Raw genomic sequence first — 22,467 nt, 5'->3', positions numbered from 1 at the left:
CGGGGCACAAATATTGCTTTTCAAATATTGCTTTTCAGATACTACTTTTCAAACCTCCGCTAACGTTTATTTTTGTTTTGCTATTGGTTTTGCTATTGATTCGGCAGATTTATTCAGCAAATTGATCCAGCAAAGTCATTCGGCAAATGGCATTTACCTTATCGTTCGCCCTATCGCCAGCGACGAATCCAATCCCAAATTTTTGCGATTCGATCTTCGATCCAAACCATGCCCCGATCGAGCCATTCTAAAAGCTGTTCAAGCGGATGTTTAATGTAGCCGACAAGCTGTACTTCCGCTTCGATGTAGGAAGCAACTTCAATGGCTTGACTGGTTGCAGCAGGGTGAACGGCAATCTGGTCAGGCTCAGGCGCAACGGTTGCTAAAGCAGTTTCCAACGGCGTAAAAGGAACGACCTCCCGGCTGACGGGCACATTCACCGCGATCGATTTTGGCATGGTTCGATACAGCTGAACGGCTTTGGGGGCACGGTTCCAGGTTGCCAGCACGCCTTTGTTGTACCGCTCGATTGCGCTGGTGTCCGTGACTTCCCAGTCGGGGGGATGATCCAAGCGATTCAGGCGATCGAAGAAGGCTTGAGTTCCTAACTGGAGCCAGCGAAATTTGCGGTCGGTTGGCTGCGGTTTCTGTCGCATTGCTGCGCTGAACGCCTTCGACCATTCCTCGAACGGCAGCCAGTTGACCTCCGCCGACCTCAGTTGCGGCTTCTCAGCTTGGCTTGCTGTCAGCCTTCTAGAGAGCCGGGCTTCTTGAAATAAATTTGTTGAAAGGGCGATCGTGCCTCGCTGTTCCCATGCCATGAGCTGATAAAACAACCGGATCGGCAAAATTGCATGGGGAGAATGCGGCAGGGGTAAAAACGGATCGACAAAAGGGGACTGACTCAAAGCGAGACTGCGCTGCTGTCGCCAGTATTCTGCCAGTTCTAAAACGATGAGCCGCCGAAGCTGCTGCTGTTGAGGCTCGGTTAGCCCGTCTAAGAGCTGATTTTGCACCGTCACTAAAACCAGCTTTTGAGATTCAATTAAACAGGCAATGCCGCGCACCCGCAGCGACGGGGATTTTCCGGGCTTTGCCCTGGGCGCAAACTGAACCGACTGTGAAGAGCCTTTTAAAGCAGGCTGAAGCTGGATTTGATCGATCGGCAGCGAAATTCCCATTGCCTGCACGGCTGCCAAAACTTTGCGAATCGGAGTGTCGCTGGTGAGCGGCTGTCGTTCTATAGGAGCCTGGGTCGATGCTGAGTCGTTGCCTCGCTGCGGTAGTCGCTGCACGGCTGCCTGAAGTCGGGGCAGGGTTTGGCCAATGCTGTGTCGCAGTTGTTTGGTGGCGAGTCGGCTGCTCTGAAACGCCAGATAAATTGGATAAAGCGTAATCTGCACGCCCCAGACGGCCATCAACTTTGCCTGTCGCCACAAAATGCCCGATCGATCCTGGATCTGGATTGACTGGTGCGACAAGAAACTCAAAAAGCGGCTGTTGTATCGTCCAGAAGAAGACATAGCGGCAAAAGAACGCAATGGAAGGACGGCAGAAAGAACGCAAGAAAAAATGAGGCGATGATAAAGTCAGGAAGGCAAATCCTGAGCAATGCCTTGATCTTATCGAAATTATGACAGACTCGCTGCCCGTACCCGTGCCCGCTCTGAGCCAGGCGATCGCCCGTCTCCGCCAGCTTACCCAATTCAACCTGCAAGCCAATTGGCGCATTTGTGAAGCAGACCTGTCGCTTACCGCCGCACTTGATCCGCAAAGCTGGAATAGATGGACAATCGCCTCGGTGAACGATCGCGAGCATATTGCCTGGGAAAAAGGGCAGCGCGTGTTGTGGCTGAGCCATCGGCTGACGGTTCCGGCGGAACTCAAGGGCTATCCGTTGATGGGAATGACACTGCGGCTCTCGCTGGTTTGGTGGGCGGAGGCAGCGCAGGTGTTTGTAAACGGCGATCGAGTGCAGGAAGGCGATTTGTTTGACTGTCAGACGCGAATTTGCCTCAGCGAAGCCGTTCAGCCCGGGGAAGAAATCGATCTGGCGATTCGGCTGGTCAGTCCGGGACACGATAATGGCGCGCTGGTTCGATCACTGCTGCTGTACGAGCGAGAAAACCGTGAGCTTGACCCCTGCCCAGAACCGGGATTTGTTGCCGATGAACTGGAGGTGCTGCAAACCTATCTGACGACATTCGCCCCCGAAGCTCTGGCAGAAGTCGCGGCAGTCGTTGATTTTCTTCCCTGGGAAGAAGTCAGGGATGCTGCCCGGTTCGATCGCGCCATCACCTCGATGCGGCAGCAGCTTAGTTCCTGGAGCCAGTGGATCAAACAGCGATCGGTTTACTTGTTGGGACACGCCCACCTTGATCTGGCATGGCTCTGGGAAATCGACGACACATGGAAAGCGGCAGAACGCACCTTTCGATCGGCTCTCGATTTGCAGCAGGAATATCCTGAGCTGATTTTTGGACATTCCACCCCTGCCCTCTATCACTGGATTGAAACCAACCGCCCAGACTTATTTGCTGAAATTCAATCGCAAGTCAAGTCGAACCGCTGGGAAATCATTGCCGGACTCTGGCTGGAACCAGAGCTGAATTTGATTAGCGGCGAGTCGATCGTCCGACACATTCTTTATGGGCAGCATTACACCGAAGAGAAATTTGGTCAGATCAGCCGGGTTGCCTGGTTGCCCGATACCTTTGGCTTTTGCGGGCAGTTGCCCCAGCTTCTCCAGCAGGGCGGTGTGGAATACTTTGTCACCCAAAAGTTGCGCTGGAACGACACTACCCAGTTTCCCTATGAAGCTTTTTGGTGGCAGTCTCTCGACGGTAGCCGCATTTTCAGCCATCATTCTGCGCCGATCGGAGAAGGCATTGATCCGGTAAAAATGGCAAGTTACGCCTGCAACTGGGAAAAGAATTCGGGTCAACCCATTGTCCTCTGGCTGCCCGGAGTGGGGGATCACGGCGGCGGACCCACCCGCGATATGCTGGAACTGGTGCGTCGCTGGCAGCAGTCACCCTTTTTTCCTAACCTCGAATTCAGCACTGCCGAAGCCTTTCTCGATCGCCTCCAGTCCCTTACCTCAGATTTGCTCCCCACCTGGAAAACCGACCTGTATCTGGAATTTCATCGCGGCTGCTACACCAGTCATGCCTGCCAAAAGCGATTTAATCGGCTCAGTGAACGGCTGCTCTACGAAGCCGAACTGTTTTCCTCGATCGCGACTTTGCTGCTCGGCGTTGAATATCCCCAGTCTCAGCTAGAGTCCGCCTGGAAGCAGGTGCTCTTTAACCAGTTTCACGACATCTTGCCCGGTTCTGCCATTCCTGAGGTGTACGAAGACGCAAACCGGCTCTGGCAAAACGCGATCGACACTGCCACTTTCCTTAAACAGCAGGCACTCCAAACGATTGCCGCCTCTCTTACGCTGCCCGAGCCACCTCACCCAGGAGCACAGCCCGTTCTTGTCTTTAACTCGCTGACGTGGGAACGATCGCCCCTGATTTGCCTGACGCTGCCTGCGGGCCACTGGCAGGTTTGCGATTTCGCTGGACAACCGCTTGCCAGCACTCACGAAGCAATTGATTCAGACACAATCCGCTTCACGTTTCAGCCCACCCCGATTCCCGCACTGGGCTATTGCTGCTTCTGGCTGGTTCCCGCCTCAGAAAAACTTTCAGAAGAAATGCTGGCTTTGCTGAATTTGAGCCTGTTTCGCTCCCCTACTCCCTTAACTTCTGAGGGAACCAAGTCAGCTCCATCTAACGTTCAAAGCCCTGCAGTATTGAGGAATTTAGGGGGCGATGCCGGAGCCAGGCTATCCCTCTCCAATTCTCCTGTTGCCTGTGAGGAATACCTACTCGAAAACGAATTCTTGCAGGCAACGATCGATCCACAGACCGGGGACATCGCCCGACTCTACGACAAATCGAGTCAGCGGGAAGTGCTCAAGGGGGCAGGTAATCAACTTCAGGCATTTCGCGATCGCGGGCAATATTGGGATGCCTGGAACATTGACCCTAACTATGCCAGCCATCCTCTCCCTGCCACAGAGCTGACCGAAATTCGACAAGTTGCCCATACCCTGCTGGAAACCCGGATTCAGGTCGTTCGCCGTCTGGGGCAATCCACCTTTTACCAAGCCTACAGACTGGCGCACAACTCCCGGATTCTCACGATCGAAACCCAGGTGGACTGGCAAGAACAACACATGATCGTCAAAGCCGCCTTTCCGCTCAATTTGGAAGCCGATCGAGCCATCTACGAAAGTCCGTTTGGCGCGATCGATCGTTCCACCCGACCGCAAACCGAGGCAGAAAAAGCCCAGTGGGAAGTCCCGGCGTTAACCTGGGCAGACTTGAGCGACGAAACCTACGGCGTCAGCCTCTTGAGCGACTGCAAACACGGCTATGATCACCAGCCTGATCAACTCCGGCTCACCTTGCTCCGCGCTCCCATGTGGCCCCATCCCGATGCCGATCGCGGCTGGCATGAATTCACCTACGCCATCTATCCCCATTGCGGCAACTGGCAAACCGCCCAAACCGCCCGACGAGGATATGAACTTACCCATTCGGTGCAGGTTATTTTGCCTCAGCAATCCTCGATCGCCCAGCCCATCCTGCCGCCCCAGGGCGAATTTCTAACGCTGCCGCCCGATGCCCCTTTCCTGGCTGCCTTCAAACGCTCTGAACGTAATCCGACTCAGTGGGTGCTGCGCTGCTTTGAAGGACAGGGACAGTCTGCGGCGATCGACTGGCAATCAACTGGTGGCTTGCTGGCTCAGAAACTCAACTTTCAGAGCGTGTGCAAAACCAATCTGCTAGAAGAATTTGAAGGAGGAGGGATTGATTCCTCAGGGAACTGGGGAGCGATCGAGCCAATCACGCAACTCGCACCGTGGCAAATTGCATCTTTCTTGCTGACAGAGAAGAAATAAGCTTTAGTTGCTAACACGCCTCAAACCCTCCCCAATCCCGCTAACTCATGATTCGATTCAGCGCAACAATCACCTTCTCAGACCTATCCGGTGCAGGCTGCGGCTTGCTCCATTCATAGATTTTGGCGTATCCGCGCAAATGCTGCTCTCGCTTATAGCGATCGATGTGTTCCGGTGTACCAATCACCACGATCGTCAGATAGCGAGGGTCAGGATTAATCTGAATCGGCGCAACATTGTTGTAAGTCATGACAGTTTCACTCCACTTGTCGTTGAGTCCATTGGAACTGGGTTGATGCGATACCCAAAACCAAAGCCACCCTGCTGCTTTTTTGCCAGAGCAAGTCAGGATGGCTAGTGGAGTGATAAACTGCCCTCTAGCCCTCCGAACTGGTCGCACAGTTTTGAGGGTTAGTCATCTGGGACTGTTCGCGCAGCCTCAGGTGACGCTTTGATACTGGATATTTTTTAGTACTGAAAGACAACCGTACTGGAAACCCCAATTTTTGGCAAGCGTGTCTTGATACAGGTTTACACGTCGCTTTAATCAATTTTCCACTCATTGTCTGGAATATCAGCCGTTGTCATGATGTTCCGCAAAGTTCCAATCGGTAAATCACGGCTTTTGTGATAGGGAACAATCACCTGAAGCTGACGCTCAAGATTGCGCCACTTGCGATGGCTCCCTTTCTGGGAAACTAAAACAAATCCATAACGCTGAAGAATTTTCTCAACTTCATCTGCGTTCATTCTTCGGGTTCGACTCATCCGATCGAAACCTCTTTGATGATGGCTCCTTCCGATAGTTCAAGGGGTTCAGGTTCAAGATAGAGTTCGATCGCCTCACGAATATTATCTAGAGCCTCTTCTTGAGTTTCTCCTGCGGAGGTACAGCCGGGCAATTCTGGACACCACACTGCCCAATCTCCCGTTTCTGGGTCATGTTCAAGCACAACACGCCATTTCATTCTGAGTTTCTCCACCTAACGAGCTCTTCCCTTAGCGATCGCAAAACTCTTTAATTTGGTCGATCGACACTTCAATATTTTTGAGTTTCATAGTGATTCTATTTTCATTACACTAAGCTTTTGGTCCGTCTATTCAAAAGGCTAAACCGATTGTTATTTTATAATTAGCTAAAATCTCCAGCTTTAATCTCATAGAGTTGTTGAGAAACCACCCTTATTCTTTTATGCTACTTCAAATCCCATCAACACAATAAAGCTTCTATAATCTTTCAAGCTCGACACTGGAAGAATGAAGTTTATGCCATGCGTTGTAGAAGCTCGAATAGCTCATTTTCTTGGCACAATGCCATATAATCTCATAAATGTATTCGTCTCTAAAATGCTTTATTTCTACTAGTTGAACTGCCAGGTGTTCCTTTAGATTTGAAAGACAGGGTTCCAAGGCTTGCACAATCTTGAAGAGCTGGCAAATTCTTGTTTCTTCCTGTAAGGCTTTGGCGATTTCTAGAACTTCAAACGAATCATCTGATATTTGAATTCTTCGTATTAAATCATCAATTTCAATCGCCGAGTTAGAATTCTTACCAGAATCAATAGATTTGTCGTTAGATACTAATTTTGGCTTATTAGTATTGGACAATTTATTATTGTTTGTCGTTTCAATTTCTTCCCTTAATTTATTAAGAACCTTAACTGCATAGGGTGGAAGCTGTGTCTTGACTCCTTTATAAAAAATCAATCTTATATCTCTAGTACGAATTCCCATAGCATATAGAGTATTGGCAATGCTGAAGCGAACCCCCGCATCCAAATATTCATTTAGCAGGCAAAGTAAATAGTTTTTAATTTCTTTTTCTTTTAAGCCATGTCGAATTACTGCCTTAGCCTCTGTGTAGATAGGCTTTAGGAAAAAACACCACTTCTGTTCCTCAGGATATCCAAATGCATACTTAGCAACCGCTGATACAATTTCGTGGTACTCCAATGCTGAGTACCTTGAAAATTCCTTTGCGACTTCTGCTGCTAGAAAGTAGGCTCTGAAAGAGTAAAATCTTCCACAGTTGTCTTCAAAATTTAATAAGCGATGAAGGAGTTGTTCCTTAAAGTAGTCGTTTAAATCAAACTTCCCTAACCATAAGCCTATAACTTCCTTCCACTGAGGTTCAAAAATTCGATATTTGCCATACTTCATAGGTTTATCAATGTGAGTTTGAGGAAGGAAGAAGCTCCAATCGTCGATCGCCAAAGCTGCAAAATACTCCTGAAATGTAGGATGAAAGAAGGCATACGTAGCTTCATGGGGTTTTTCTGATGTGGTTCCAATATAATTAAGCCAACCTAACTGAACGGCTTTATAGAATAAAGACCCTCTTGCATCTGATTTGCCCATTGCTGATATATCCTCAATCTGGCTCTTTCTCAACCTGAATCGACTGTCATGGCTGTCAAGAGCAGTTTTAGCAACTTCGCCAAGTGCTGAGTTTAAAGTATCTCGTTCGGTACGATCGATTTCCACCTCAGAATGTTTTCGTGCTTGTAGGTCATAGTAGTAATCAACAAAAAGTCGATAAAGCTCAGCTTTTGTGTCAGGTAGTTCTCCAATGTGTGATTCCCAAATGTAGCAGAGCAATGATAAACGCAAAGGATTTTTTACAGAGTCGCGAATTCTTTCTTTACCTGGTAGATAAAGTTGCTGGATTAACGCATCCCCTAATTGAGAATCAACTCCATCTCTTGTGAAAAACCGATAAATGTATGCTTCAATCTGATTTCGATATTTGTTAATAGGTGTTTGATAATCAAATGCAAGAGTCCGAAAAACTTTAAATCTAGGTAGTGCATAAACATCCCAGGTGTTCAAACGGCAGGTTAGAACAACCTTGACCCGATCTGCCCATGCTTCTTTTAATTGCTCTCCAATCATTTGGAGAGAATTACCAGTTGTTGTTAGTTCGTCTGCTCCGTCTAATAAAAGCCAAACCTTTCCCGTCTGCAATAAAGCATTGATGCTTGCCTCCCATTCAGAGGACTCAACGCTTCTGGGTTTAGCATTTTTTTTAAGAAGATGGCTTAGAAACTCAAACGTGGGTGATACTCCACATTTACCCAGCGAAATCCAGATTGGAAACATTCCTTTCAGGTAAAGGCGATCGCCTATTTTTTGCAACAGTGTTGTCTTACCTGAACCTGGCTCTCCCGTAATGACCAGACGAGAGTTATCTGAAGTATTGGAGTTACAGATGACCTCACTTAAAAAAATCTCCTCATTATCAAATCGCTTAACGATTTCGTCCTCAACAGGTTGTAATAGCTGAGAACCCTGCTCAACGGAACTTACATCAGAGCGCCGATACTGTTTTTGCTTGCGCTCGATCAGTCCAACAGATATGAATAATTTAGCGGGATCAATACAAACTCCATCCTTTGCCATCAAATATTCAAGAGTTGGAGATTGAATCTGACGATCGAGCATTGCGCGGCATACTTCTTTCCAATAATCATCGGGATAGCCCTCTCCAATTCCATAACCCGCTTCAATTAGCCATTGTGGTAAGCGTTTCCAATCAATCTCACTTTTGTCTGGAAGAAGTTCAAGAATCTGCTGCCTAACACGTCCAGTCAAGGCAGTTTTGACAGTTCCTTTCGTGACAGAGCAGTGTTTCGCAATTTCTCCCTGATCTAATTCGCACAGTATGCCTTTCAGATACTCCCAATTTCTGGGCGTAATTTTTCCTGTCCTTTCCAGGTCAGAGCGGAGCCTGTCCAGATCAAACCTTTGCCTAGCTTGCTCGAAAAGAGGAGGTTGTGACGAAGGTGAAGGCATCGAAAACCCAGAGATTGCGAGAAACACAAGCTGATTCAATGCTAACTGATTGCTAACACTTGAGAGGCGATTCGCAGCGGTCTACCCAGTTAAGTTAGGTTCATTGAGTTGAAAACAGTAATCGATGCAACACTCCACTCCTCAGTCTCCCACAGCCAAAACACAGCCTGTTCAGGTTGTGATTACGAATCCTGGCTCGATCGAGCCTCCCTCAGCTTGGATGCAGTATGGCACTAGCCCCACTGAGATCATCCTTGCAACCGCGATCGTTATCGGCGCGATCGCAGGAGTAATTAGCTCCATAGCCCTCCTGCTCCAGGTTCTTGTACCCGTCATGAAAGGAAACCCATCACGGGGAAGGAAGTAGTGCAGCTTCGAGGTGGCTGGAATCTTTTGGATAAACCAATTGAGAGGGTTCCAGTCATGTCAAATTTCTTGCCTTTCAAGAAGAAGACTCGAAATGCTGACCTTTAAGCTCGAATGTCCACCCTCCGGACTTAAAGCTTTAACCTTTTTGCTAGAAATTTCAACCTCGAAGCCTAAAACTCTGACTCTAGAATTTGGAACTTCAGCCTTTTTACTTCAGTTACAAGGCTCAGAACCTGAAATGCCGAGCAAATTGCTGAGACTTTGAGCCTTCATATCTCTATCGCCAATCTCCAAGAGCAAACAATGAGACTTCCTACCAAACCATTCCTACTCGCTTTCACGCAGTTAAGTCCCTCAATCCCCCCGACCCCCAATCGCCCTCAAACTCTGACACCGCACCTGTTCCTCCACCGTGATCGATCGCCCTTCCAGTAAAGCAACCGCCTCGATCGCCTCGATCAAATATCGGGCTGCCTCTGTGCTGGTGTAACCTCTTCGCTGGGCGATTGCGATCGCTTCTTCGTCTGCCAGTTGGGACTGCTCCAGGCTGCGGCTTTTGCGCCAGATCTGGCTAGCTGCCAGAAACGTGAGTCCAGTGGTTACAACAATGCCTGCGGGGTCAGAACGCAAAAATTCCCAGCCGATCGCCGCAAATCCAACTGCCGTGAGTCCCTGATACAGGCTGGGTTTAAACCAGTCAATCGAGAGTAGCCAGCTTACCTTTTGCAGCAGCAGCAGATCGCGCTGAGGTTGGGTCAGCATTTGCCAGCGGTCAAAGTTGATGGCGATCGGGCGAGATTCGCTCCAGGGCAGTGGAACCTTTGCAGCAATAACTTGCGGCTGATTCGGTTTGCTGACAATTTTGCAGTACATCCGCCCGGAAGCAGGCATCAGGTCAATCAGCCGGTATTGTTCATCGCCTTTTTCATTACCTGAAACAGGAGTTCCTTCCATAGATGCCTTTTCCAAACATCCGCTTATCAAGAGCAGAACTTTTCAACGCAGCGAGCAAAAATTTCAACACCCATTCCCAGAGCCGTCTCATCAAAATCAAATCGGGGGTGATGATGCGGATACGCCAGCCCTTTGCTGAGGTTTGCCGAGCCAAGGAAGAAATAGCAGCCGGGAACTTCCTGCAAAAAGTACGACATATCTTCGCCGCCCATGGTCTGACAGTCGGGCACAATGCCGATCGGCGTTTCTACCACTTCTTCAGCGATCGATCGCACAAGCTGAGCAATGGCGCGATCGTTGATCACAGGCGGATAAAATTCGTCGTAGTCCAGATGATAGGTTGCGCCATGGCTCTGGCAGATACCTGAAATAATTTGCGCCATCCGTTCGCGGAAAAATCCTTTCAGGCTGGGGTCAAAGTAGCGCACGGTTCCGGTCATTCGCGCCGTGTCTGCAATCACGTTGTTGGCATGTCCGGCATGGAGTGATCCAACCGTCACCACTCCGGCTTTGAGCGGATCAACATTGCGAGAGACGATCGTTTGCAGCGCATTCACAATTTGGGCACTAACCACAATGGCATCGATCGTTTGCTGCGGAATTGCGCCATGTCCGCCACGTCCCTGAATCGTGCAGTCAAACAGCTCTACCGCCGCCATGAGTGCCCCTTCCCGAACGCCCACCGTTCCAAGCGGCAGGTTGTTCCACAGGTGCAGCCCAATTACAGCATCAACTTTAGGGTTTTGCAGGACGCCCGCCTGAATCATCGGCTCTGCACCACCTGGACCTTCTTCCGCAGGCTGAAAGATAAACTTCACCGTTCCGGCAAATCGCTCTGGATGCTGCGACAGGTAATAAACCGTGCCAAGGGCGATCGTCGTATGTCCATCATGTCCGCAGGCGTGCATTTTGCCAGGATGCTGCGATCGATAAGCAACTTCGTTTTCTTCCTGAATTGGCAGCGCGTCCATATCTGCCCGAATTGCCAGAACAGGCCCAGGCTGGCTACCCGTGACAGTTGCTACAATGCCTGTTTGAGCAATGCCCGTCTGGTATGCAATGCCCCATTCCTGCAGCTTTTGCGCCACAAACTCCGCCGTGAGCTGCTCCTCAAATCCCAATTCTGGACGCTGATGCAGGGTGCGCCGCCATTCGACTAACTGCGGCTGAAGCGACTGAATTTCAGCGCGAATTCGAGATAAATTGACAGTGAGCGCGGGAAGGGACGTAGAAACCATAATTGCTTAAAAAATATTTCTTTTCTCTAACTTAACCGATCGCAGCAATCGTATGCTTCATCGTTCCCCGAAGAGATAATTGCTCCCTCCTTACATTCTCCTATTCACTCCTCAAGCCTCATCTGCCCTTCATGCCCCTGCCTGCCCTACCCGAAGGCTACCTTTTGCGTCCTGCGGTTGCCGCCGATCGTAGGCAAATTCACCGCTTGTTGCAAAACTTTGAGCGCGAAACCAATCGTCCCATGCACCAATGGCAATTTCTGGGCTGGAGTGTGGTCACTGCCGTTTTATTTTGGATGATGGTGACTGTGGGAGTGGCAGTCGTGCTGCTGGCGATCGTTGCCCTGAGCAGCTCGCTTTTCTGGATACAGATCAGTCCCTTGATTTCTAATGACTGGAAGCAATATTGGGTCATTGTCGATTGCTTCGCAGTTCCTCGGAGTAGTCGCTCCGTAGAAAAGCCATCGGGAAAGCTAATTGCCTGCGGTAAACTCTGCCGCTATCGCCATTACTCGCTGCTGTTTAACCTGCTGGTTGCGCCTGCCTATCGCCACTACGGGTTTGGCTCAATTCTGGTGGATGCGCTGAGCCAAAAAGCAGTCAAACCGCTTTATCTTGCTTGCCATACTAATCGCGTTAGTTTTTACACCCGATTGAGGTTTGAGCCGATCGCTGCAAAAGAACTTCCGGCAAGCGTGCGAAATGCTCTGGGAATTACACCCCGCTCAAAGCTGCTTGCATTAAAGCTGGATCGCTAAAAAGAGCAAAAAAGGCAGAAAAAGAACAAAAGAAAAAACCTCCGGGAGTCTTGCCTTGTTTCGACCCCAGAGGCTTTTTCTACTTTTCCTCACACCTTGATTACAACAATAACGAGTCAATTCCGCCTCCAGCCTTTACTTGTGACACTTTATCCGGTGGCACAGAGATAAGCCTACCTAAAGGAGTAGTAGCCAGAAAGACGATCGCGTAAAACCTTGGTTAAACCAATGCAAACAGATTCAACACGACTACAAAGATCCATGAATAATCGTCAATAAATAAACCCAGAAGATTGAGCGACATAAAAAGCTGTAGTACGTTGCAAACAAGTAATTATTCAAAAAATAGCGCAATGTAATGAAATCTAGACAAAATTGCAAACTGTGATGGAATGCAATTGACAAAAAACTAGAAGAAATTAAAGTTAATTATTAAGTAGGCGATTTGTTTTACTCGATCGATTAACCTGTTAAAGATTAAACGCAAAGATCTGACAGAAAAATCTGACCCAAAGATCCGATCCAAAGATCAAACATAAGGATTCAACAATCACTTCAGGAGAAAAAGAATGACCGAAACCTTAATTCAAGGAGGAAGAATTATTACCGCAGTTGATGATTATCGAGCCGATATTTTGATTAAAGATGGCAGAATTGATACGATCGCCCGTGAAATCCACTCCGACACAGCAACCGTTCATGATGCCAGCAATTTGTTCGTGCTGCCGGGCGGCGTCGATGTTCATACCCACATGGAGTTTCCGCTGGGATCTGCCGAAACGTGCGATACCTTTGAAACCGGAACGCGATCGGCTGCCTTTGGCGGCACAACCACGATCATCGATTTCGCGCTGCAAAAAAAAGGAGAAACTCCCAAACAGACACTTGATCAGCGATTAGCCGTCGCCCAGCCCAAAGCCTGCGTAGACTATAGCTTCCACCTGATCCTGACCCATATTACGCCCCAAACCTTAGCAGAATTACCCGATTTAATTAACCGCGACGGCATTTCCAGCTTCAAGATGTTTATGGCGTATCCTGGCGTACTGATGGTTGAAGATGCAGACATTTTTCGATCGATGCGAACCGTGGGCAATCACGGCGGCATGATCAACCTACATGCAGAAAACGGCGGCGTAATTCAGGTTCTGATCGAAGAGGCTCTGGCACAGGGCAATACTTCACCCAAATATCACTCGCTCACCCGCCCCCGCATCATGGAAGCCGAAGCCACCCATCGCGCAATTCGATTAGCAGAGCTGGCAGAAATCCCCGTATATATCGTGCATCTCTCTGCTAAAGAAGCCTTAGATGCCGTTGTGGAAGCCCGGGATCGCGGTATTGAAGCTTATGCTGAAACCTGCCCCCACTATCTGTTTCTCACGATCGAGGAATATGATCGCCCTGGCTTTGAAGCTGCAAAATTTGTCATGACCCCGCCGCTCCGCGAAGCTGACTGCCAGCATGCCCTTTGGCGCGGGCTTAAGTTCGACGATCTACAGATTGTGTCTACGGATCACTGCCCGTTTTGCTTTAATGAAAATCCGTTTGGCATCAATCGATCGAAACAGTTGGGGCGCGACAATTTTGAGCAAATTCCGAACGGTGCGCCCGGCGTCGAGCTACGGATTCCGCTTTTATTTGATGGCGGCGTGCTTACTCATCGCCTATCACTCAATCGATTTGTGCAGCTTACCGCAACTGCTCCTGCAAAAATGTTTGGACTGTTTCCTCGTAAAGGCACGATCGCCGTCGGCAGCGATGCAGATATCATTCTGTTTGACCCCCAAAAATCCCACATTATCAGCGCCAGCACTCACCATTCCAACGTGGACTATTCCCTTTACGAAGGGCGATTGGTCACGGGCAAAGTCGAGAAAGTTTTTTTGCGCGGCAAACTGATTGTGGATGGTGATCAGTGGTACGGCACACCCGGAAGCGGTCAATTTCTGCGGCGATCGGCTTCGGGAAGGGTGTGATCTCGATGACCCCTGACAATCGTATCAGCGTATCTATTGTCTAAGCGAGGATGGTTGCGCCCCGAAAGTAGTCTTCAATTTGGCGATCGTGATCGTGCGACAAGTCTCCTTGAGGAATATCAGTCGGCAAAAACGCTCGAATCGCCATTACTTCCAGCGAGTCCTGGATCTGCATTGTGCCATCCACCATTGCCTCAACCAGCACACAGATCGAATGAAAGCGGGAATCGCGTTCTGGACTGGAATACACGCCCACGAGCCGCTTGATTTCAACGAGCGACAGTCCGGTTTCTTCGGCTAGCTCTCGCCGCACGGCAGAAGGAATATCTTCGCCCCAATCCACAATGCCGCCGGGCAGACTCCACTTACCGTTATCACGACGCTGAATCAGCACAATCCTTCCATCGGGCAGAATTGGAACAATACTCGTACCCGTAATTGGATGTCTAAACACAAGTCCCAGAGCTGTCTGGAGATACCGCTGTAGCTGTTGCATAATCAAAAAGGGGCAGGTCTACTAATTCTCTCGTTCAAGTTGATGCGTTCAAAAGTCATTTCAGCCACAAAGCAGGATTAGGCAGCACGGATTGCCCCCAGATCGGCTAACACCTCAGACGCATGGTTATCGGGCTTTACTTTCAGGTACACCTTTTCGATCTTGCCATCCGGGTTAATCAGAAATGTATTGCGGCTAACGCCCAGATATTCCTTGCCCATAAACTTTTTCAAGCCATAGCTCTCGTAGGCGGTAGCGACATGACCCTCTACATCAGTGAGCAGTGGAAAGGGCAGGCTGTATTTTCTCGCAAATTTATTGTGGCATTTTGCATCATCTGTGCTGATTCCCAGCACCACCACATCGCTGGATTGATAGTCTGAGTAAAAATCTCGGAAGCTACAGGCTTCTTTAGTGCAGCCCGGCGTGTTGTCGCGAGGATAGAAATACAGCACAACCCATTGACCGCGATGGTCTGTGAGTTGAACCAGGTTGCCATCGGCATCAGGTAGGCTAAAGTTGGGAGCGGAGTCACCGGGCTGGAGAGGCATTGCTTTCTGGATTACTTTTCTGAGTTACGTTTCTGAATTACAGTCCTTCGACAACGATCGCGATCCTTCCTGGCTCTTGACTATAGCGCAGCGGTCAAACTTCTGACTAAGGGCGCAGCCCCTACAGGACATTCCTCACGCGATCAAAAAAGGCTGCAATAATAATTCTAATTTTAGGGCGAATGAAACCGCTTGCTTGAACGACATGACTGCTAATAAGGCTGTAGACGAGAATGGTGTTCCCTTTCCTTCCTGCACCATCAATGATGGAAACAATAATGACGGAAGAAATGATGAGAATCGTTTTGATTTGGCAAAAGGCGCATCGTCCGCGAAAGCTGATCTGCGTCGCTCGCTCCTGAAAGCCCGACAATCCCTACCCCAGTCCGTTTGGCGTGAGAAGAGTGATCGGCTCTGTGCCCACTTGCAGCAGTGGGAAGGATTCCAGCGATCGCACACCATCCTGGCATATCTGAGCTTTCGGCAAGAACCCGACCTCAGCCCGCTCTTTTTGACGCCGCACCGCTGGGGGCTGCCTCGCTGTGTGGGCAAATCGCTTTCCTGGCATCTCTGGTCGCCTCAGTTTCCACTTCAGCCTGGCAGCTACGGCATTCTAGAACCCCAGGCAGATGCTCCGCTGATTCAGCCCCAAGCGGTTGATTTAATTCTGGTTCCGGCAGTGGCTTGCGATGTGAAGGGCTATCGCCTGGGCTACGGCGGCGGATTTTACGATCGCCTACTCAGTTCCCCTGCCTGGAGCAATAAACCGACGATCGGCATTGTGTTTGAGTTTGCTCGGCTCCCGCAGTTGCCCACCGACCCGTGGGATCGACCGCTCAATGGCATCTGTACCGAGTTCGGCTTGTTTCTGAAGCGATAATCTTTGGGAAAATCAGTTTTTATAGCGGCAGTTTGGGGCACTGGTCAAATGACAGGTTCAGGTAGCGGCTACATTCTTCCGAGGTGAGTTGGCGCGGCGTGCGTTCCTGTGCTAGCGAAAGCAAATGACCCCAGGTAGCTGCCCAGAGATAAACCTGCCCGGTTGGAGTGAGTGTCGCTACATACTGACCATCTGGGCTAAAGGCAGCCTGTACGAGCGGTTGCAGCCCGTCTTGCTGTCGAGGTGGATTCAGCAATGCCTGCTGCTGTCCAGTTCGAGCATTCCAGACGATCGCTGTTCCATCTGCGCTTGCAGTCACGATCAAGTCGCCAACCGGGCTGTATTGCACATCCGCGATCTTTTTTTGATGCCCTGCTAGCACAAACTGCAGTTGCCCCGTTGCTCGATCATAGATTCTGGCTTTGCCATCTTCACTGCCCGTGACAATTTGCTGTCTCTCTGGGCTAAAACTGCTGCTCGTCACTGCTGTATCGTGAGTCAAAACGCGGGTGGGTTTGCCCGACGCCACTAGACCCGAATGCGCTGCTTTTACTTCTAAAACTTGGGCAGTTTTGTCCTGACTGGCAGTAATAATCTGCGACCCGTCTGGGCTAAATCTTACCTGATGAATCGTCGCCTGGTGATCGTTCCAAACCTGAACCAACTCTCCTGATTCCACGTTCCAAAGCCGCACCGTCAAATCATCTCCTACGCCTAGCAAAAACTGTCGGTCTGGGCTGAAGTGGAGCTGATAAATTTTCACGCTGCTTTGATCCTCCGGGCGAGACGGCAAGGCAACACTGTCCATAATCTTTTGGCTCAGGAGCAGTTGGCTACCAATTCGCCAGTTCCGAATCTGGTGCTTGGTCTGGAAGGTTTGGTTGGGCTGTCGCTGCTGAAGGGCGATCGTTCCAGTGAGATCTGCGGTCGCGAACCATTCACCGTCAGCACTTAAAGCAACACTGCTAAAAGACGATTGATTCGCCAGGACAGATCCCGCAGCCCATGAGGGCAGTGAAGACCAACCTGCAACGTGGAATATTGTCTCCCGCCAGCCAGACCAGACGATCGTTCCAGGAATGCTTTCTAGTTTCGCTTCTGCCTGAATGGGTTGGACGACTTCTGGCTGTTTTGCCGATGCGCGCCTGGGTAAAGCGGCTTCTGCCTTCGCCAAAAGATCAGTTTGGGCTGCAAGCTCTGTTAATTTTTGCCAGAAGCTTTCTGATTTCAAGGCTGCGGTGTGAATTGCGCTGGCAGGAATCGAGCGAGCAGGTTGGGCAGGTGCAGCAGAAACAGCAGGTAAACGCCACGGCTGAACTTGACCGTTCGCAGCGATCGTTAGCAGTTGTGAACCATGATTTTGTCCCAAACCATTCTCTAAAAAAGAAATCCGGCTGGCTGGGGCATTGGCTTGCTCTAGAGTCGGCAACTCGCCCCCAGTTTGAACTGCCCAAAACTTGAGCTGACCCTGAGCGTCCCCTGTAATCAAATAGGCATTATCAGGACTGAAGCGCACCTCTGTCACTTCCGAGTCCTGCGGCAGCCTTCCAACAGACTCACCGGATTTCCCGTCCCAGAGCTGAATGACCTGCTTCCCGTTGCCCATTGCTGAGCTGGAGCGGGTTACAAGCCAGCGTCCGTCCATACTAAAGGTCAGGGCTGTTGCTTTGCCGGAAACTAAAGGCAGTTGCTTTAAGTGACGGGTCGAGATATCGTACAGCCAAACCACCTCTTCTGTAAGAATTGAGAGCGTTTGATCGTTAGGGCTAAACTGAACCTTTGCATCTTGATCGATCGGGAAGCGGTGCAGGAGTTGTCCGGTTTGCGATCGCCACAGGCTCACCTGTCCCTGAGTGCTGAGGGTTGCCGTCCAGTTGCCCTGAGGACTAAACACCGTTCGCTGAAGCTGCTCTGCCTGAACCTGCTTTGCCTGAATTAAGCCTGCCTGAATTAAGCCTGCCTGAATTAACTCTGCCTGAATTGGAGATGCAGCAGGCTGAAGATGAAGGGAAGTATTTGCTGTCTGAATCAGGCGATAACGGCGGAGGTCATTTTCAAAGCCCACCTGCAAAAACTGCCCATCTGGGCTGAACTGTAGTGCCTCGATCGGCTTGGGATACAGCAATCGAGCTTGAAGCTTTCCGGTATCACCGCGCCAGATCGCCAGACTGCGATCGGCGTGAACGGAGACCAGCCACTCTCCCATCGGGCTGTAGTGAAGTTGTGTCACTGGAGCCGATCCCTTTAGATGCAGCACCAGTGCCCCGTACTGTGTAGACCACACTTTAATATCGGGAAGTCCTTCTGCAAAAGCGGCGATCGATTGACTATTGGAACTGAAACGAACACTGGCAATCCGAAGCGGTTCTCTCTGAGAAAGAGTGGGTGCGGATAGATTCTGACCAGGAGGACAGCCGGCGATCGAGCGACAGGGCAAAGGGTTTGCTTGCAGAGCAGGATCTTGCGAGACCGTTTCTTCTAAACCTTGCCCCGCACCGATCGTCCAATCTAAAACTTGTCCAGGTTGGGGGGTACTCGTGCTGCTATAAAGCTGGTAGGGCTGGATTGTCCACAGGCGAATTTTGCCCTCTGCACTGGCTGCCGCTAAATAACCGCGATCGGGGCTAATTTCAAGCTGCTGAATGGAACTGTGCGTGATGGGCAGTTTGAGCTGAAGACGCAGGCTTTGCAGCGCAAGACGCAGACTCGCTTGGGCAGACTCGGTTGGTTTTTCCTGGGCGGCTAAGCGTCCAATAAGAAGGGCAGTGGTGACTGCATCGGCAGAGCTACCTGACTCAGAGTTGCTGGCTTCCTGAAGAATAGATTGTGTGATCGCTGCCCGTTCGCGAGCGGTGGCAAGTCGCAACTGTTGCTCTTTTTCAATCTGGGACTGTAGCGCATTGAAATATTGCCCCATCACGATCGTCAGCGTTGCCATCAGGAAAGCAGGCACAGCGATTTGCAGTTGGCGAGATTCTCGCCGCGCCCGTTGAGCTTCTTTGCGACTGGCAAGGATAAATTCCTGCGTAAGGGCAGAAAGTTCGTGGCTTCGATCGGCGACAAGCTCTTCTGCTGCTTCAAGCCTTCGTCCTGCTAGCAAAAACTCGATCGAGGCAGGTTGTCCGGCGTCATACCAGATTCGCGCCGCCTCTTCTAGCTCCCGCTGTCGCACCAGCATTTCGCGATCGCGACTGCACCACTGCCGTAGGAGTGACCAGTGACGAATCAGAGCTTCATGGGCAACATCAACCACTGCCTGCGTCGATTTTTCCAGGGTAGGAGGATGAAGGCGATCACTCCAATCGGGAAGCGCCTCAGCAGGACGATCGCGTACAGAAAATAGCCCTGCGTCACCTAATCCGGAATGATGAATGCCTCGATCGTCTTGCCCACTCAATTCTGCAACATTGAGTCCCGCCTGATCCGTGACCAGCAGCTTCGCAGAAACCAGCTTTTCTAAAATCCGCTCGACTAAATCAGTCTTTTCTGGTGCAAACGTTGGGCTGACAAGCTGCGACTTAAACACACGGCGGCGTGTGTCTTCTGTGCCTTCGCCAAAATGCGTTAGGGTAAGGAAAATCCGCTGGGCGATCGCCTGCTCTACGGTGTCAAAGCGATGGAATACATCGGTTGCTCGTTCCTGCAAAAGCTGCCGAATTCCGCCGAATTCCCGATAGCTATCGAGTGTCAGGCACTCTATTCCTTCAGGAGTGGGCTGTCGCCGCTGCCAAAGTTCGAGCAGGGTCGATTGCAGTAACGACAGTTCGCCAGGCGCACCAATGACATCCAGCAGCAGGGTATAAACCAGATTCGGTTCACAGCGTAACCCTGCCTTTTGGGCTGAACGGACGATCGCCGCTTTGAGCTGGTCGTATTTGAGCGGGGGAACGATGACCGAATGCTGAGCAATCTGGAGCACCAGCGGTTCGTACTGACGACACTGAGGCACAAAGTCTGAACGCAGCACGACCATCGCCTTCAGGCAGCCAGCCTCTACCGCCGCCATTAAACAAGCAATAAACTGCTGTCTTTCCCGGTCAGCCTGGGCGTGCCCCTGAGTAAAGATTTCTTCGAACTGGTCAATTACCAGCAGCAATTGCGACCGTCGGGATGACAGCCCAGTCGTCCCAAAGTTTTGGGGCATCGTGCCACGCACAAGCTGGACAAATCCGGCTTCTCCTGCCTGCAAAAGCTGTTCTGCCCGTCTGAGCTGCTCTGCTCGTTCGATCGGGTCGGCTTCGGGATCAACAAAGGCAGCAGCCAGGCTTTTCAGCGGATGTTCACTGGGGGTAATGAGCTTAATCTGCCAATCTGTATCAGTCTGGTTGCTCTGCCGCAGCAGGGGGATCAATCCCGCACGAACTAGCGAAGATTTACCGATGCCCGACGCCCCCACAACTGCAATAAAGTTATTGGTCTTGAGTTTTTGCAGGAGTTCGGTAGACAGGGCTTCGCGTCCAAAAAAGAACTCGGCATGCGATTCGTCAAAACACTCCAGCCCGCGATAGGGGCAAACCGGGGGTGTCTCCAGATGGGATGAGATCGATGCGGGCAGGGGGCGATGCAAAGCAGTTTCTACAGGGAATTGATGCAAAGCAGTTCCCCCTAAGGAGCAATCGACTCCAGTGATTCGGCGCGTCAGAATAATCTCGCTGCCGGAGCTTTCAAATAAGGGCTGCTGAATTTCGCCTTTAAGTTGGTGATTGACCCAATCGGTCAAGGCATGGTGATTCACAATTCCGGTGTTACTGCGCTGGGGGTCGAGTCCGGTGAGGAGGGCTTGGGTGAACACGCTGTAGGGACTGTCGATCGACTCATAGGCAGTCTCATACTCTCGCGAAGCCGCCATAAACAGACGATCGGTTCCTGGTGCAGCGCCTGGATCTGCCTCCAGGAAATTCAGCAGTTCTCCGCTGTGGCAGCAGTCTAGGATAATAATCCGCTGACGAACCGGGCTTTCCTGAAGCAGTCGCCGCAGCCAGAAGAGAGATAATCCATAGAATCCGCGATCGGGGTCAGCATTACTGGGAGCTAGAAACCCTTCCCGAATTCCGGCTTCTCGCTGAAGCCCGTGCCCAGAGAAATAAAACAGAGCGGTCTGCGCCACAGAGCGGCCCTTCGGCTTAAAAAGCTGAATCAAAGCTGATTCAAGCATCTGAAGCGTGACCTGCGTTTTTTGCCCAATCTGCGGTTGTCCTGTCTGAATGACCTCTGGCAAGCGATGAACTCGGAATTCGCCATAGGTTTGCAGCGTTTTTGCAACCGCTTCGGCGTCTCTTGCTGGAGCTTTTAGCCCCGGCAAATTTTGGTATGTATTTACTCCTACAACTAAGGCATCCCGTAACATCTAGACCGCACCCCTTACCCGCAGTTTGTCTAAATTTGCTGTTTGACTGGGCATCATCAACTTCCACACAAGACACTAGGTAAAACTCAAATCGAAATTAGCTTAAACACTCGTTATTGCACCATTGTTCAGGAATTAGACTTAAGTAATAAGCTGTATTCGACTGAGAAAGTTGAGAGATAGTTTGCGTAGAATTAAGCAGTTTTTCTATCTAAAACTTACTGTAACAAGCGGCAAAAAGAACTAAAAGGGGGGTGAGGGCGAAAGGGGGTTAAAGCCCTCATCAGAAGGGTTTCGAGCTAGAGCAACCAGCTTAAAAGTAACTTTAAATCGCATTCTTTCTAATCCAAATATCTACCTAGGAAAATTTGCATAAACAATCAATCAGTAAATACTACTTGCCTATTCTGAGTTCAGTAATAACCCTGAGTTTTCTTCATCTAACACAAATAAATTTCAATACAGACCTAAAATTAAGTAAAAATACGGGGTAATTGGCGACGTCAGCTCTTTAAATTTAATTTCTTTGTAAGGCTTTTTTTCAACATTGGTCTGTCCCGGATTTAAGATCAGGAAAGACAAGAGCTTTGAGCAAGCAGTGGGAGAAGTTTTATTTGCTCAAGATTATTTGCTCAAGCCTGCACAATTCCTATTCCTTACGATGAACTCCTATTCACAGCAAATCGCCTTACTGGAAATGGTAGAAGACAGTCAGTTCTCGCTTGAGCAAGGGGAACAGCTTGCAAATCAAGGACTGTACGGAGAGGCACTGGTTCAGTTCGATCGCGTCCTTGAAGCTCAGCCTGAATCTGTACCGGCTTGGGTCTTTCGTGCAGTAGTGTTGCTCTATCTCGATCGATATCACGAAGCCCTTGAGAGCTGCGATCGTGCGTTGACTCTTTGCCCGACCGATGCTGAAGCTTGGCTGTTTCGAGGCGTTGCCCTTCATCGGCTCAATCGCCACCGCGAAGCTTATCAGAGCTATCACAATGCGCTTGGCGATCGCAATCCGTCTAAAAAGCTGCCAAAGCAGTTCAATTTTTCGTCACTTCAGCAAAGCGGCTGGCTCACTTCACTCTGGCAATCTTTAAAAGGATGGGCTTAGCCTTTGCTCAGGACTGAAGAACAGCACTAAAGAACAGAGTG

16 protein-coding genes are annotated in these 22,467 nt (G+C 50.1%); 6 read left to right on the top strand and 10 right to left on the bottom strand.

Annotated elements, in window-relative coordinates:
• Nucleotides 1-170: 170 nt before the first annotated feature.
• Entirely contained in the window at nt 171-1,523 is a 1,353-nt protein-coding gene (locus NDA02_RS08845; protein WP_190791863.1) for a hypothetical protein, read from the bottom strand.
• 110 nt (nt 1,524-1,633) lie between these two features.
• Here NDA02_RS08845 and NDA02_RS08840 point away from each other — a divergent pair, with 110 nt between their 5' ends.
• Nucleotides 1,634-4,957: an alpha-mannosidase gene (locus tag NDA02_RS08840; RefSeq protein ID WP_199296534.1), complete on the top strand. Its 3,324-nt coding sequence runs from the start codon at nt 1,634-1,636 to the stop codon at nt 4,955-4,957.
• A 40-nt stretch (nt 4,958-4,997) separates the two neighbouring features.
• Here the strand turns inward: NDA02_RS08840 and NDA02_RS08835 are convergent, their stop codons facing one another.
• The 4 genes from NDA02_RS08835 to NDA02_RS08820 all read right to left on the bottom strand — a co-directional run bounded on the left by NDA02_RS08835 (nt 4,998) and on the right by NDA02_RS08820 (nt 8,749).
• Entirely contained in the window at nt 4,998-5,207 is a 210-nt protein-coding gene (locus tag NDA02_RS08835) for a hypothetical protein (RefSeq protein WP_190791864.1), read from the bottom strand.
• Between the two features lie 293 nt (nt 5,208-5,500).
• Entirely contained in the window at nt 5,501-5,725 is a 225-nt protein-coding gene (locus NDA02_RS08830) for a type II toxin-antitoxin system HicA family toxin (RefSeq protein ID WP_190791865.1), read from the bottom strand.
• Nucleotides 5,722-5,925, bottom strand: coding sequence for a type II toxin-antitoxin system HicB family antitoxin (locus NDA02_RS08825; RefSeq protein WP_190791866.1), 204 nt, complete (start codon nt 5,923-5,925; stop codon nt 5,722-5,724). Before NDA02_RS08825 ends, NDA02_RS08830 begins: the two co-directional genes overlap by 4 nt.
• Nucleotides 5,926-6,184: 259 nt before the next feature.
• Entirely contained in the window at nt 6,185-8,749 is a 2,565-nt protein-coding gene (locus NDA02_RS08820) for an NACHT domain-containing protein (RefSeq protein ID WP_348246913.1), read from the bottom strand.
• A 124-nt stretch (nt 8,750-8,873) separates the two neighbouring features.
• On the opposite strand from NDA02_RS08820, the gene NDA02_RS08815 reads away from it, so the two are divergent.
• Nucleotides 8,874-9,116: a hypothetical protein gene (locus NDA02_RS08815; RefSeq protein WP_199296435.1), complete on the top strand. Its 243-nt coding sequence runs from the start codon at nt 8,874-8,876 to the stop codon at nt 9,114-9,116.
• Between the two features lie 356 nt (nt 9,117-9,472).
• Here the strand turns inward: NDA02_RS08815 and NDA02_RS08810 are convergent, their stop codons facing one another.
• The gene (locus tag NDA02_RS08810) at nt 9,473-10,072 is read right to left on the bottom strand and encodes a DUF3318 domain-containing protein (protein WP_190790992.1); all 600 of its coding nucleotides are present in this window, start codon (nt 10,070-10,072) and stop codon (nt 9,473-9,475) included.
• Nucleotides 10,073-10,098: 26 nt separating this feature from the next.
• A complete protein-coding gene (locus NDA02_RS08805) occupies nt 10,099-11,310 on the bottom strand; it encodes a M20 family metallopeptidase (RefSeq protein ID WP_190790991.1) in 1,212 nt (403 codons plus the stop codon).
• Between the two features lie 131 nt (nt 11,311-11,441).
• On the opposite strand from NDA02_RS08805, the gene NDA02_RS08800 reads away from it, so the two are divergent.
• Both NDA02_RS08800 and hydA read left to right on the top strand, forming a co-directional pair.
• On the top strand, nt 11,442-12,068 hold the full coding sequence (locus tag NDA02_RS08800; protein WP_348254809.1) for a GNAT family N-acetyltransferase: 627 nt from the start codon (nt 11,442-11,444) through the stop codon (nt 12,066-12,068).
• Between the two features lie 569 nt (nt 12,069-12,637).
• The gene (gene hydA / locus NDA02_RS08795; protein WP_190790330.1) at nt 12,638-14,047 is read left to right on the top strand and encodes a dihydropyrimidinase; all 1,410 of its coding nucleotides are present in this window, start codon (nt 12,638-12,640) and stop codon (nt 14,045-14,047) included.
• 40 nt (nt 14,048-14,087) lie between these two features.
• On the opposite strand, the gene NDA02_RS08790 is transcribed toward hydA, so the two are convergent.
• Nucleotides 14,088-14,543, bottom strand: a complete 456-nt coding sequence (locus NDA02_RS08790) for an NUDIX hydrolase (RefSeq protein ID WP_190790329.1) — start codon at nt 14,541-14,543, stop codon at nt 14,088-14,090.
• Between the two features lie 77 nt (nt 14,544-14,620).
• Nucleotides 14,621-15,094: a thioredoxin-dependent thiol peroxidase gene (gene bcp / locus NDA02_RS08785; protein WP_190790328.1), complete on the bottom strand. Its 474-nt coding sequence runs from the start codon at nt 15,092-15,094 to the stop codon at nt 14,621-14,623.
• 205 nt (nt 15,095-15,299) lie between these two features.
• On the opposite strand from bcp, the gene NDA02_RS08780 reads away from it, so the two are divergent.
• The gene (locus NDA02_RS08780) at nt 15,300-15,974 is read left to right on the top strand and encodes a 5-formyltetrahydrofolate cyclo-ligase (protein WP_190790327.1); all 675 of its coding nucleotides are present in this window, start codon (nt 15,300-15,302) and stop codon (nt 15,972-15,974) included.
• 19 nt (nt 15,975-15,993) lie between these two features.
• On the opposite strand, the gene NDA02_RS08775 is transcribed toward NDA02_RS08780, so the two are convergent.
• On the bottom strand, nt 15,994-21,321 hold the full coding sequence (locus tag NDA02_RS08775) for a caspase family protein (RefSeq protein ID WP_348254807.1): 5,328 nt from the start codon (nt 21,319-21,321) through the stop codon (nt 15,994-15,996).
• A 661-nt stretch (nt 21,322-21,982) separates the two neighbouring features.
• Here NDA02_RS08775 and NDA02_RS08770 point away from each other — a divergent pair.
• Nucleotides 21,983-22,426 (top strand): tetratricopeptide repeat protein, encoded by a 444-nt coding sequence (locus tag NDA02_RS08770; protein WP_190790369.1) that lies wholly within the window; start codon nt 21,983-21,985, stop codon nt 22,424-22,426.
• Nucleotides 22,427-22,467 lie beyond the last annotated feature (41 nt).

This window comes from Leptolyngbya sp. ST-U4 (assembly GCF_039962215.1).
GTDB lineage: Bacteria > Cyanobacteriota > Cyanobacteriia > Elainellales > Elainellaceae > Leptolyngbya_A.
This window is presented reverse-complemented; position numbering and strand designations above follow the sequence as displayed.